This window comes from Citrobacter sp. CK181, assembly GCF_030333595.1.
GTDB classification, from domain to species: Bacteria; Pseudomonadota; Gammaproteobacteria; order Enterobacterales; family Enterobacteriaceae; genus Citrobacter_B; species Citrobacter_B koseri.
Map to the genome: position 1 here is coordinate 266,986 of NZ_JAOWFN010000014.1, position 13,230 is coordinate 280,215.

The 13,230-nt window shown below is 55.2% G+C and carries 12 protein-coding genes; 10 read left to right on the plus strand and 2 right to left on the minus strand.

Features of this window, described 5'->3' with window-relative positions; translation table 11 throughout:
• The first annotated feature begins 3 nt into the window (after positions 1–3).
• The 6 genes from kdpC to potE all read left to right on the plus strand — a co-directional run bounded on the left by kdpC (position 4) and on the right by potE (position 8,085).
• Complete coding sequence (gene kdpC, locus OGW17_RS14800; RefSeq protein ID WP_071259733.1) at positions 4–570, plus strand: potassium-transporting ATPase subunit KdpC; 567 nt, start codon at positions 4–6, stop codon at positions 568–570.
• A complete protein-coding gene (kdpD, locus tag OGW17_RS14805; protein WP_071259736.1) occupies positions 570–3,257 on the plus strand; it encodes a two-component system sensor histidine kinase KdpD in 2,688 nt (895 codons plus the stop codon). The genes kdpC and kdpD overlap by 1 nt, the downstream gene beginning before the upstream one ends.
• Positions 3,254–3,931, plus strand: a complete 678-nt coding sequence (gene kdpE, locus OGW17_RS14810; RefSeq protein WP_071259738.1) for a two-component system response regulator KdpE — start codon at positions 3,254–3,256, stop codon at positions 3,929–3,931. Before kdpD ends, kdpE begins: the two co-directional genes overlap by 4 nt.
• Positions 3,932–4,209: 278 nt before the next feature.
• Entirely contained in the window at positions 4,210–4,314 is a 105-nt protein-coding gene (gene speFL / locus OGW17_RS14815; RefSeq protein WP_114149115.1) for a leader peptide SpeFL, read from the plus strand.
• Between the two features lie 256 nt (positions 4,315–4,570).
• Positions 4,571–6,769, plus strand: a complete 2,199-nt coding sequence (gene speF / locus OGW17_RS14820; RefSeq protein WP_049009856.1) for an ornithine decarboxylase SpeF — start codon at positions 4,571–4,573, stop codon at positions 6,767–6,769.
• On the plus strand, positions 6,766–8,085 hold the full coding sequence (gene potE / locus OGW17_RS14825) for a putrescine-ornithine antiporter (protein ID WP_012133311.1): 1,320 nt from the start codon (positions 6,766–6,768) through the stop codon (positions 8,083–8,085). Before speF ends, potE begins: the two co-directional genes overlap by 4 nt.
• A gap of 90 nt (positions 8,086–8,175) precedes the next feature.
• On the opposite strand, the gene pgm is transcribed toward potE, so the two are convergent.
• Positions 8,176–9,816, minus strand: a complete 1,641-nt coding sequence (gene pgm, locus OGW17_RS14830) for a phosphoglucomutase (alpha-D-glucose-1,6-bisphosphate-dependent) (RefSeq protein ID WP_012133312.1) — start codon at positions 9,814–9,816, stop codon at positions 8,176–8,178.
• Between the two features lie 24 nt (positions 9,817–9,840).
• Positions 9,841–10,386 (minus strand): replication initiation negative regulator SeqA, encoded by a 546-nt coding sequence (seqA, locus tag OGW17_RS14835; RefSeq protein ID WP_071259742.1) that lies wholly within the window; start codon positions 10,384–10,386, stop codon positions 9,841–9,843.
• Positions 10,387–10,583: 197 nt separating this feature from the next.
• Here seqA and ybfF point away from each other — a divergent pair, with 197 nt between their 5' ends.
• The 4 genes from ybfF to fur all read left to right on the plus strand — a co-directional run bounded on the left by ybfF (position 10,584) and on the right by fur (position 13,196).
• Positions 10,584–11,357 (plus strand): esterase, encoded by a 774-nt coding sequence (gene ybfF, locus OGW17_RS14840; protein ID WP_049009846.1) that lies wholly within the window; start codon positions 10,584–10,586, stop codon positions 11,355–11,357.
• Positions 11,358–11,485: 128 nt separating this feature from the next.
• Entirely contained in the window at positions 11,486–11,779 is a 294-nt protein-coding gene (gene ybfE / locus OGW17_RS14845) for a LexA regulated protein (protein WP_012133315.1), read from the plus strand.
• 150 nt (positions 11,780–11,929) lie between these two features.
• Positions 11,930–12,460 (plus strand): flavodoxin FldA, encoded by a 531-nt coding sequence (gene fldA, locus OGW17_RS14850; protein WP_047458152.1) that lies wholly within the window; start codon positions 11,930–11,932, stop codon positions 12,458–12,460.
• Positions 12,461–12,749: 289 nt separating this feature from the next.
• Positions 12,750–13,196 carry a ferric iron uptake transcriptional regulator gene (fur, locus tag OGW17_RS14855; protein ID WP_007373881.1) on the plus strand — a complete coding sequence of 149 codons (447 nt, stop codon included), beginning with the start codon at positions 12,750–12,752 and terminating at the stop codon, positions 13,194–13,196.
• Positions 13,197–13,230 lie beyond the last annotated feature (34 nt).

The following is a 13,230-nucleotide window of genomic DNA, read 5'->3' on the forward strand; positions in this document are numbered from 1 at the left end:
ATAATGAGTGGATTACGTCCTGCATTATCAACGCTGGTGTTTCTGACGCTGCTAACCGGCGGCATTTACCCGCTGCTTACCACCGCGCTGGGGCAATGGTGGTTCCCGCATCAGGCTAACGGTTCACTGATTGTTGATGGCAGTCTCGTGCGCGGCTCTGCGCTTATCGGGCAGAATTTTACCGCCGACGGCTATTTTCAGGGACGCCCGTCAGCAACGGCGGAAATGCCCTATAATCCCATGGCTTCCGGCGGCAGTAATCTGGCGGTCAGCAACCCGGTGCTGGATAAACAGTTGCAGCAGCGGGTGAAGGCGCTGCGGGCCGCTAACCCGGACGCCAGCACGACGATTCCGGTGGAACTGCTCACCGCCTCCGCCAGCGGGCTGGACAATAACCTGACGCCAGCAGCGGCGGCGTGGCAGATCCCGCGCGTCGCCAAAGCGCGAAATCTCAGCGTTGAAGCCGTGACGCAGTTGGTCGCAGAATATACGCAAAAGCCGCTGGTGAGTTTTATCGGCCAGCCAGTGGTCAATATCGTGGAACTCAATTTAGCGCTGGATAAGCTCTGATGGTTAATGAAGAACCGCTACGCCCTGACCCCGATCGCCTGCTGGAACAGACCGCCGCACCACACCGGGGAAAACTGAAAATCTTCTTCGGCGCCTGCGCAGGCGTCGGGAAAACCTGGGCGATGCTGGCTGAGGCGCAGCGACTGCGGGCGCAAGGGCTGGATATTTTGACGGGTGTCGTGGAAACCCACGGGCGTAAAGAGACCGCTGCGCTGCTGGACGGCCTCAGCATCCTGCCGCTAAAACGGCAGACGCGTCACGGACGCCATCTCAGCGAGTTCGATCTCGACGCGGCGCTGGCCCGTCGCCCGGCGATTATTCTCATGGACGAACTGGCGCACAGTAATGCGCCAGGCTCGCGCCATCCCAAACGCTGGCAGGATATCGAAGAACTGCTGGAAGCGGGTATTGACGTCTTTACCACCGTCAACGTCCAGCACCTGGAAAGCCTCAACGATGTGGTCAGCGGCGTGACCGGCATTCAGGTTCGTGAAACCGTGCCAGACCCTTTCTTCGATGCCGCCGACGAGGTGGTTCTGGTCGACCTGCCGCCTGACGATCTGCGAGCGCGTCTGAAAGAGGGTAAGGTGTACATTGCCGGTCAGGCTGAACGCGCCATTGAGCACTTCTTTCGCAAAGGCAATTTGATCGCCCTACGTGAACTGGCGCTGCGCCGCACGGCCGACCGGGTGGACGATCAAATGCGCGCCTGGCGGAGCCATCCGGGCGAAGAGAAAGTGTGGCATACCCGCGACGCCATTCTGCTGTGCATCGGGCACAACACCGGCAGTGAAAAACTGGTGCGTGCCGCCGCGCGGCTGGCTGCCCGCCTCGGCAGCGTCTGGCACGCGGTGTATGTCGAAACCCCGGCGCTGCATCGCCTGCCGGAAAAGCAGCGGCGCGCCATCTTAAGCGCCCTGCGTCTGGCGCAGGAGCTGGGCGCAGAAACCGCCACGCTTTCCGATCCCGCCGAAGAAAAAGCGGTTGTGCGTTACGCCCGGGAACATAACCTCGGCAAAATTGTGCTGGGTCGCCCGGCAACGCGACGCTGGTGGCGCAGAGATTCGTTTGCCGATCGCCTGGCGAAACAGGCGCCGGATCTCGATCAGGTGGTCGTCGCCCTTGATGATCCCCCGACTCGCCCGTTGAATCAGACACCGGATACCCGTGCCTTCAAAGATAAGTGGCGGGTGCAGATACAGGGCTGCCTGGTCGCGATCGCCCTTTGCGCAGTGACCACCGTCATCGCCGTACAGTGGATGGTCGCCTTTGATGCCGCTAACCTGGTGATGCTGTATCTGCTGGGCGTGGTGATTATCGCTCTGTTTTATGGGCGCTGGCCCTCGGTAGTGGCAACCTTTATTAACGTCGCCAGCTTCGATCTCTTTTTTATTGCTCCTCGCGGCACGCTTGCCGTTTCCGATGTGCAGTATCTGTTGACCTTCGCCGTGATGCTGACGGTGGGGCTGGTGATTGGTAACCTGACGGCGGGCGTGCGCTATCAGGCGCGGGTTGCCCGCTATCGGGAACAGCGCACGCGCCATCTGTACGAGATGTCCAAAGCGCTGGCGGTGGGGCGAAGCAGGCAGGATATCGCCGCCACCAGCGAACAGTTTATCGCCTCCACGTTTCAGGCCCGCAGCCAGGTGTTATTGCCGGATGAAAACGGCACGCTGACGCCGCTGACCCACCAGCAGGGCATAACGCCGTGGGATGACGCCATCGCCCGGTGGAGCTTTGACAAAAGCCAGCCGGCCGGGGCGGGCACAGATACCCTGCCCGGCGTGCCGTATCAAATTTTACCGTTAAAAAGCGCCGATAAAACGCATGGACTGGTGGTGGTCGAGCCGGGGAATCTTCGTCAGTTGATGATCCCGGAGCAACAGCGGCTACTGGAAACATTCACCTTGCTGGTCGCCAGCGCGCTGGAGCGTCTGACGCTTACCGCCAGTGAAGAGCTGGCCCGACTCGCCAGCGAGCGCGAGAGCATTCGCAATGCCCTGCTCGCCGCCCTCTCCCACGACTTGCGCACGCCGCTGACGGTGCTGTTTGGTCAGGCGGAGATTTTAACCCTGGATTTGGCAAGTGAAGGATCGCCACATGCGCGCCAGGCCAGCGAAATCCGCCAGCACATTCTCAACACCACCCGGCTGGTGAATAACCTGCTGGATATGGCGCGCATTCAGTCCGGTGGATTTAATCTTAAAAAAGAGTGGCTGACGCTGGAAGAGGTTGTCGGCAGCGCCCTGCAAATGCTGGAGCCGGGGCTACCCCACCCCATTAACCTGTCGCTGCCAGCGCCGCTGACGCTGGTACACGTTGACGGCCCGCTGTTTGAACGGGTACTGATCAACCTTCTGGAAAACGCCGTCAAATACGCCGGTTCACAGGCGGAGATCGGCATTGATGCCCATATTGAAGACGAACATCTTCAGCTTGACGTCTGGGATAATGGCCCCGGCATTCCTGACGGGCAGGAGAAAAGCATCTTCGACAAATTTGCCCGGGGAAATAAAGAGTCTGCCGTACCGGGCGTTGGGCTGGGGCTGGCTATTTGCCAGGCGATTGTTGAAGTGCACGGTGGAACGATTTCCGCCCACAATCGCCCGCAGGGCGGAGCCTGTTTCCGTGTTACACTCCCGCAGGAAACTGCGCCTGAACTTGAAGATTTTCATGAGGATATGTGACCAACGTTCTGATTGTTGAAGACGAACAGGCTATTCGCCGCTTTCTGCGCAGCGCGCTGGAAAGCGACGGGCTGCGCGTGTACGAAGCAGAGACGCTAAGCCGTGGGTTGCTGGAAGCCGCCACGCGGAAACCCGATCTCATCATCCTTGATCTTGGCCTGCCTGACGGCGACGGCATCGATTTTATTCGCGACCTGCGACAATGGAGCGCAATTCCGGTGATTGTGCTTTCTGCTCGCAGCGAGGAGAGCGATAAAATCACTGCGCTGGATGCGGGCGCCGATGACTACCTGAGTAAACCCTTCGGCATTGGCGAACTACAGGCGCGCTTACGCGTGGCGCTGCGCCGTCACGCCAGCGGCTCTTCTTCTGACCCCATCGCGCACTTTTCCAGCATAAAAGTGGACTTAGCAGCACACCTTGTCCACCGTGATGAAAAAGAAATTCACCTGACGCCGATTGAGTTTCGCTTACTGGCCGTGTTGCTGAATAATGCGGGCAAAGTGCTCACCCAGCGGCAGCTGTTGAACCAGGTCTGGGGCCCGAACGCCGTCGAGCACAGTCACTATTTGCGTATTTATATGGGTCACCTGCGACAGAAACTGGAGAAAGATCCCGCCCGCCCCCGCCATTTCATTACCGAAACCGGAATCGGTTATCGTTTTATGCCATGAATGGTTATTCATTTTTTTTAATTAATTCCTAAATATCATTTTTATCATTAACCACACTGCAAATAATGTATTTTGCAGTGTAAGCTCATTCCTTAAAAAATATAAAAATACAAACCCATAACATATAAACAACAATACGATATCTTATCGTGTGATATGCATAAACAACGACTAAATATTTTAGAAATGATCGTTTTTTATTGATCTTCTTCACAGATCAGGCTCATTTCCTGGATAAAATACCCTCACCTTCCACTTATCCAGTAAAGGTAACCAAAATGGAAAATAATAGCCGTACAATGCCCCATATAAGGCGGACAACTCATATTATGATGTTTGCTCACCGTAACAGCTTCGACTTTCATTTCTTTAATGCCCGTTAGTCTTTCGACTAAGGGCACTCCAGCATACAGGTCTTCCTGACCCCTTGCATTGCAGGCTAACGCCTGTATCTCGTGGTGCTCACACTGCATAACCCTGTTTTACCTGTGACCGGAAAGGTTAGGGTTTATTGCATCTTCTAAAAAGCAATTTACTGATTTATTTATCAGTGGCGTCGTATTGCTTTTTTTCCGGAGCTATCAGTTTCTCATTCGAGAAATTGAGGACCTGCTATTACCTGAAAATAAAGAGATGAAAATGTCTGAATTAAAAATTGCCGTCAGTCGTTCCTGCCCTGATTGTTTTTCTACACAGCGCAGTATCGTTAATGTTGATGAAAGTAATTTCATTGATGTTGCCGCTATCGTGTTATCCATCAATGATATTGAACGAGGTAAACTCGATGAGATTGATGCGACAGGCTACGGTATTCCCGTGTTTATCGCGACACAAAATGAAGAGCGCGTTCCGGCGGAATATCTGCCGCGGATCTCGGGCGTATTCGAACATAATGAAGCCCGTAACGCCTTCTATGGCCGCCAACTGGAGACCGCTGCCAGCCACTATGAAACGCAACTGCGCCCGCCGTTCTTCCGGGCGCTGGTGGACTACGTAAACCAGGGCAACAGCGCATTTGACTGTCCGGGGCATCAGGGTGGTGAATTCTTCCGCCGTCACCCCGCAGGGAACCAGTTTGTTGAGTACTTTGGCGAAACGCTTTTCCGCTCTGATTTGTGTAATGCCGACGTGGCGATGGGCGATCTGCTTATCCATGAAGGCGCGCCGTGCATCGCGCAACAACACGCCGCGAAAGTGTTTAACGCCGACAAAACCTACTTTGTGCTGAACGGCACCTCATCGTCAAACAAAGTGGTACTTAACGCGCTGCTGACCCCAGGCGATCTGGTGCTGTTCGATCGTAATAACCACAAATCGAACCACCACGGCGCGCTGTTGCAGGCGGGCGCGACGCCGGTTTATCTGGAAACCGCGCGCAACCCGTACGGCTTCATCGGCGGGATCGACGCCCACTGCTTTGAAGAAGGCTATCTGCGTGAACTGGTCAGCGAAGTGGCGCCGCAACGCGCGCAAGACGCCCGTCCGTTCCGCCTGGCGGTGATCCAGTTAGGCACCTACGACGGCACCATCTATAACGCCCGTCAGGTGGTGGATAAGATTGGTCATCTGTGCGACTACATCCTGTTTGACTCCGCATGGGTCGGCTACGAGCAGTTTATTCCGATGATGGCCGATTGCTCGCCGTTGCTGCTGGACCTGAACGAGAACGATCCGGGTATCCTGGTCACGCAGTCTGTTCACAAACAGCAGGCCGGTTTCTCCCAGACCTCGCAGATCCACAAGAAAGACAGCCATATCAAAGGTCAGTCTCGCTATGTGCCGCATAAACGTATGAATAACGCGTTCATGATGCACGCCTCCACCAGCCCGTTCTACCCGCTGTTCGCCGCCCTGGACATCAACGCCAAAATGCACGAAGGCGTCGGTGGCCGTAACATGTGGATGGACTGCGTGGCGAACGGCATCAATGCACGTAAGCTGATCCTTGATAACTGCCATCACATCCGTCCGTTCGTGCCGGAACTGATCGACGGCAAACCGTGGCAGTCTTACCCCACGGCGGAGATCGCAAACGACCTGCGCTTCTTCCACTTTGTGCCGGGCGAACACTGGCATGCCTTCGAAGGCTACGCCGAACACCAGTACTTTGTTGATCCGTGCAAACTGCTGCTCACGACGCCGGGCATCAATGCGCGCAACGGCGAATACGACACCTTCGGCGTTCCGGCGACCATCCTTGCCAACTTCCTGCGTGAAAACGGCGTGGTACCGGAAAAATGCGATCTCAACTCGATCCTGTTCCTGCTGACGCCAGCGGAAGACATGGCGAAATTGCAGCAACTCGTCGCCCTGCTGGTGCGCTTTGAGAAACTGCTGGAAGCCGATGCGCCGCTGGCTGACGTTCTGCCGTCAATTTATAAGCAGCATGAAGCGCGTTATGCCGGCTACACCCTGCGTCAGCTGTGCCAGGAGATGCACGATCTGTACGCACGCCATAACGTGAAACAGCTGCAAAAAGAGATGTTCCGTAAATCCCATTTCCCACGCGTCAGCATGAACCCGCAGGACGCCAACTACGCCTATCTGCGCGGTGAAGTCGAACTGGTTCGCCTGCCGGACGCGGAAGGACGGATCGCGGCAGAAGGCGCGCTTCCGTATCCGCCAGGGGTTTTGTGCGTTGTTCCGGGTGAAATCTGGGGCGGTGCGGTGCTGCGTTATTTCAGCGCGCTGGAAGAAGGGATCAACCTGCTGCCGGGCTTTGCGCCTGAACTACAGGGCGTTTACATCGAAGAACACGACGGCCGTAAACAGGTGTGGTGCTACGTCATTAAACCGCGCGAAGCACAGAACACCCTGCTGAAAGGGGAAAAATTATGAGTAAAGCCAAATCCAATAAAATGGGCGTCGTTCAGCTCACCATCCTGACAATGGTCAATATGATGGGCTCCGGGATTATCATGCTGCCCACCAAACTTGCGGAGGTCGGCACCATCTCGATCATCTCGTGGCTGGTGACTGCCGTTGGTTCAATGGCGCTGGCATGGGCTTTCGCCAAATGCGGGATGTTCAGCCGTAAATCCGGCGGCATGGGCGGCTACGCGGAGTATGCCTTTGGTAAATCCGGCAACTTTATGGCGAACTACACCTATGGCGTTTCGCTGCTGATTGCCAACGTCGCTATCGCCATCTCCGCCGTCGGCTACGGCACCGAGTTATTCGGCGCCACGCTGTCACCGGTGCAGATCGGTCTGGCGACCATCGGCGTGCTGTGGCTGTGCACCGTCGCCAACTTCGGCGGCGCGCGCATTACCGGGCAAATCAGCAGTATCACCGTCTGGGGCGTGATTATTCCGGTTGTCGGTCTGTGCATCATCGGCTGGTTCTGGTTTAGCCCGACGCTGTACGCCAACTCCTGGAACCCGCATCACGTACCGTTCTTCACCGCCGTCGGTTCTTCTATTGCGATGACGCTGTGGGCCTTCCTCGGTCTGGAATCTGCCTGCGCCAACGCCGAAGTGGTGGAAAACCCGGAGCGTAACGTACCGATTGCGGTATTAGGCGGTACGCTGGGCGCGGCGGTGATTTACATCATCTCCACCAACGTGATTGCCGGGATCGTACCAAACATGGATCTGGCCAACTCCACCGCGCCGTTCGGTCTGGCGTTCGCACAGATGTTTACCCCGGAAGTCGGTAAAGTGATCATGGCGTTAATGGTGATGTCCTGCTGCGGTTCGCTGCTGGGCTGGCAGTTCACTATCGCCCAGGTCTTCAAGTCCTCGGCGGATGAAGGATATTTCCCGAAAATCTTCTCTCGCGTAACGAAAGTGGATGCGCCGGTTCAGGGGATGCTGACCATCGTGATTATCCAGAGCGGATTATCGCTGATGACCATCAGCCCATCGCTGAACAGCCAGTTCAACGTGCTGGTTAACCTGGCGGTGGTAACAAACATTATCCCGTACATTCTGTCGATGGCCGCGCTGGTGATCATTCAGAAAGTGGCAAATGTTCCGTCGTCAAAAGCCAAAACGGCGAACTTCGTGGCATTCATCGGCGCGCTGTACAGCTTCTATGCGCTGTATTCCTCCGGTGAAGAAGCGATGCTGTACGGCTCCATCGTGACCTTCCTCGGCTGGACGCTGTATGGGCTGGTATCGCCGCGCTTTGAGCTGAAAAACAAACACGGCTAAAAAAAAAGCCCGGTGGCGCTAACGCTTACCGGGCCTACGATCGTTGTTGTAGCCGGGCAAATGCAGTACCGCCCGGCACACAAACCGCACCTACGCGTTTTTCAGCACTTCGCTGACAATCTCAACCGCTTCTTTTTCGATCTGCTTGCGGTGTTCCTCGCCGAGGAAGCTTTCGCAATAAATCTTATAAGCGTCTTCCGTGCCAGAAGGCCGCGCGGCAAACCAGCCGTTGTCGGTCATCACTTTCAGGCCGCCAATCGACGCGCCGTTACCCGGCGCCGCCGTCAGACGCGCGGTGATCGGATCGCCCGCCAGCGTGCTGGCGCTCACCATTTCTGGAGAGAGCTTAGACAATGCGGCTTTCTGCGCAGACGTTGCGCTTGCCTGCAAACGGTTATAGCTCGGCGCGCCAAAGCGAGCCGCCAGCTCGTTGTAGTGCTCCTGCGGGTTTTTCCCGGTGACGGCCGTGATTTCCGCCGCCAGCAGGCACATGATGATGCCGTCTTTATCGGTAGACCACGGCGTGCCGTCGAAACGCAGGAAAGACGCCCCGGCGCTCTCTTCGCCGCCGAAGCCGAAGCTGCCGTCGAACAGACCGTCAACGAACCATTTAAAGCCGACCGGCACTTCCACCAGTTTACGCCCCAAATCGTTCACCACGCGGTCGATCATCGCAGAGGAAACCAGCGTTTTACCGACCGCCACCTCTTTGCCCCACTGCGGACGGTGCTGGAACAGATAGTTGATCGCTACCGCCAGATAGTGGTTCGGGTTCATCAGCCCAGCCGGAGTCACGATGCCGTGGCGGTCATAGTCCGGGTCGTTGGCGAACGCCAGATCGAACTTATCACGCAGCGCCAGCAGACCCGCCATCGCGCACTCGGAGGAACAGTCCATACGGATTGCACCGTCTTTGTCGAGATGCATAAAGCGGAACGTCTGGTCAACGTGATCGTTAACGATAGTCAGGTTCAGGTTGTAGTGCTTAGCAATACGCTTCCAGTATTCGATACCGGAACCACCCAGCGGATCGACGCCCAGCGTCAGGCCCGCTTTCTGAATCGCCGCCATATCGACGATATCCGCCAGCCCTTCAACAAACGGCTGCACCAGATCCTGCTCTTTAACGTGGCCTGAGGCCATCGCCGCATCCAGAGAGATACGCTTCACGCCCTTCAGGCCGTCAGCCAGCAGCGCGTTGGCCCTGTCTTCCACCACTTTGGTGACGTTGGTATCCGCCGGGCCGCCGTTTGGCGGATTGTACTTAATACCGCCGTCTTCCGGTGGATTGTGAGATGGCGTGATCACGATGCCATCAGCCAGCGGGCCGCCTTTTTTATTGTGAACCAGGATAGCGTTAGAAACGGCAGGCGTTGGCGTGAAGCCATTGTTTTCCTGCACGATGACATCAACACCGTTCGCCGCCAGCACTTCCAGTACAGAGATAAATGCCGGTTCAGACAGCGCGTGGGTATCTTTGCCCACATAACAAGGACCAGTAATACCGTTTTTTGCACGCTCTTCCGCAATCGCCTGGGCGATCGCCAGGATGTGCGGCTCGTTAAAACTATGACGACCTGCGCTACCGCGATGCCCGGACGTACCGAACTTCACGGCGTGCTCTGCATTCCCTGCTTCGGGTTTCAGTACATAGTACTGTGCCGTCAGTTGGGCGACGTTAATCAAATCACTCTGTTGCGCAGGTTGACCTGCACGGTTGTGGATTGCCATTGCCTGGTCCTTTTAATGCAAGGATTAAATTGTTCCGCAAACCTTCTCAATCAATTCCGCCGGGAATTGCATTGACTGCATGATGTGTTCAACCATGCTGCATTTACGGCCGGTGTTGGTGTTGGTAATCACCCAATACGGCGTGCCGGGCACATGTTTCGGTTTGGTTTGATTACCATTTTTCAGCAGCGTTTGTTCATCAGCCGCAAAATAGACGCGCGTACGGCCATGCAACGACTCCGTCGCTTCGGCAAACGCGCGATTATCCAGTGAGTAGAGTGTAGACAGCACCAGCATGAAGCGGTTTACCGCTTTCTTCTGCTCCGCGTACTCGTCGGAAAGCAGCAGTTCACGCATGGCGCGGACTTTATCTTTTACGGGGTTGACGGGCTTCGCTTCCACGATAGCAGGTTGCGCGATGCGAACCTCTTTCGCCGCCGGAGTGACAGGCTGTGATACGGCGGAAAACTTCAACATGCGCCGTAAAATGTCGGATGCGCTCTCGCCAATATGCTTGGTGTGGCTGGCAATATAGCTATAGAGTTCATCATCAACTTCAATCGTTTTCATCTTAATCCAGTGCGGTGTCTTATCTGAATACAAGTCGTTGGGATTACCTGCACGTAGTGTAAAGGCAAATTCCAACAGCGGATAGCGTCAAACCTGGCTGACGGAAAAACTCGGAGTAAACCGTAGTTGTTGCAGCCCTGTGGCAGAATAGTCAACATAATACCCTAACCCGACAGAGCGAAAAAAAGAACTTTGCCATGAAATTGAATATCCGAGCGCAAACTGCACAAAACCTGCACAATAATTCTCCCATCGTCCTCGTTCACGGTTTGTTTGGCAGCCTGGACAACCTCGGCGTGCTGGCGCGCGACCTGGTGACCGATCACGATATCATTCAGGTTGATATGCGCAACCACGGTCTCTCCCCTCGCGATCCGGTGATGGACTACCCGGCAATGGCGCAAGACTTACTGGATACCATTGATGCCGAAGGCATTGAGAAAGCCACCTTTATCGGCCACTCCATGGGCGGTAAAGCGGTAATGGCGCTCACCGCGCTGGCGCCGGAGCGTATTGACCAGTTGGTCGCGATAGACATCGCGCCGGTCGATTACCACGTTCGCCGCCACGATGAAATCTTCGCCGCCATCAATGCCGTTACCGACGCGGGCGCCGAAACCCGTCAACAGGCCGCCACCGTTATGCGTCAACACCTGCAAGAAGAAGGCGTCATCCAGTTTCTGCTGAAATCGTTTATCGACGGCGAATGGCGCTTTAACGTACCGGTATTGTGGGAACAGTATCCACATATTGTGGGCTGGGAGACCATTCCAGCCTGGGATCGCCCGGCGTTGTTTATCCCCGGCGGCAACTCGCCTTATGTGACCGAAGCATATCGTCACGATCTGCTGGCGCAGTTCCCTCAGGCGCGGGCGCACGTCATCGCCGGAGCGGGCCACTGGGTTCACGCGGAAAAACCCGATGCGGTGCTGCGCGCCATTCGTCGCTATCTGGCAGATAAGGCCAACTGATTAAAAACTCAGCGTCCGCGCGCGATTACGTCCGCGGGCGTTGGCGTGTCTGCCTTGCTGATGTATGATGGCGCGCTATCCATCCGGGCAGACGCCTGGCTGATTGTTTCCCCGAAGTCACCAAAATCATGGCCAAAGAACAAACGGACCGTACGACATTAGATCTGTTCGCACACGAGCGTCGCCCGGGACGACCCAAAACCAATCCGCTTTCGCGTGATGAACAGCTGCGCATTAATAAGCGTAACCAGCTAAAACGCGACAAAGTACGTGGCCTTAAGCGTGTCGAACTGAAACTCAACGCTGAGGCTGTCGATGCGCTGAACGAGCTGGCCGAATCCCGCAATATGAGCCGTAGCGAACTCATCGAAGAGATGCTGATGACTCAACTGGCAGCGCTGCGCGGCCAGGGCGTAGTCTGAAAAACTGCTCAATATCATAAATCATGTAGCACAGAGTGCAGTCCCGCGTGATTGCTGTTTCCGCATGCCTGACTGTTCTGCTATGATTGCCCTTATCTGCGGGCAATACGCCACCACCATTTCAATAAGTTTCAAGAGGTTATTTTACTCATGGCAATCACTGGCATCTTTTTCGGCAGCGACACCGGTAATACCGAAAATATCGCAAAAATGATTCAAAAACAGCTTGGTAAAGACGTTGCCGATGTGCATGACATTGCGAAAAGCAGCAAAGAGGACCTGGAAGGGTACGACATCCTGCTGCTGGGCATCCCGACCTGGTACTACGGTGAAGCGCAATGTGACTGGGATGACTTCTTCCCGACTCTCGAAGAGATTGATTTTAACGGTAAACTGGTGGCGCTGTTCGGCTGCGGCGACCAGGAAGATTACGCAGAATATTTCTGTGACGCGTTAGGCACCATCCGCGACATCATTGAGCCGCGCGGCGCGACCATCGTCGGCCACTGGCCAACGGCGGGCTACCATTTTGAAGCGTCCAAAGGTCTGGCTGACGACGATCACTTTGTTGGTCTGGCTATCGACGAAGACCGTCAGCCTGAACTGACCGCAGAGCGCGTTGAAAAATGGGTTAAACAGATTTCCGGCGAACTGCACCTCGACGAAATCATTAACGCCTGATTTTGTGCGGCGCAGAAAAGCATCTGCGTCGCATCAATAGATAAAACCAATTAAAATAATTGCTACAAATTTGTAACTTTCTTGCCTGACCCTGTACAATGTCCGGGTGTTATTCTGGTATTGCACAGTGTGTTTGTTGGCGATACCTCGTTTTTATTAACAATATTTGCCGGAGGCTTGCAGTTTTCATTTAGGCGTGGCAGTTCTATAATGAAACGCATTATCTCAAGTGCAATTTCTGTCACTTCTTTGTTTGAAGTGAATCGTTTAGCAACAGGACAGATTCCGCATGACTGACAACAATACCGCATTAAAGAAGGCTGGCCTGAAAGTAACGCTTCCTCGTTTAAAAATTCTGGAAGTTCTTCAGGAACCGGATAACCATCACGTCAGTGCGGAAGATTTATATAAACGTCTGATCGACATGGGTGAAGAGATTGGGCTGGCGACCGTGTACCGCGTGCTGAACCAGTTTGATGACGCCGGTATCGTAACCCGCCACAACTTTGAAGGCGGTAAATCCGTTTTTGAGCTGACCCAACAGCATCATCACGATCACCTTATTTGCCTCGATTGTGGCAAAGTGATCGAATTCAGTGATGATTCTATCGAAGCGCGCCAGCGTGAGATTGCGGCTAAGCATGGCATTCGTTTGACGAACCACAGCCTCTATCTCTACGGCCACTGCGCTGAAGGCGATTGCCGGGAAGACGAGCACGCGCACGACGCGAAGTAATGTGAACCCTCCTAAAAAGCCAACCGACCGGTTG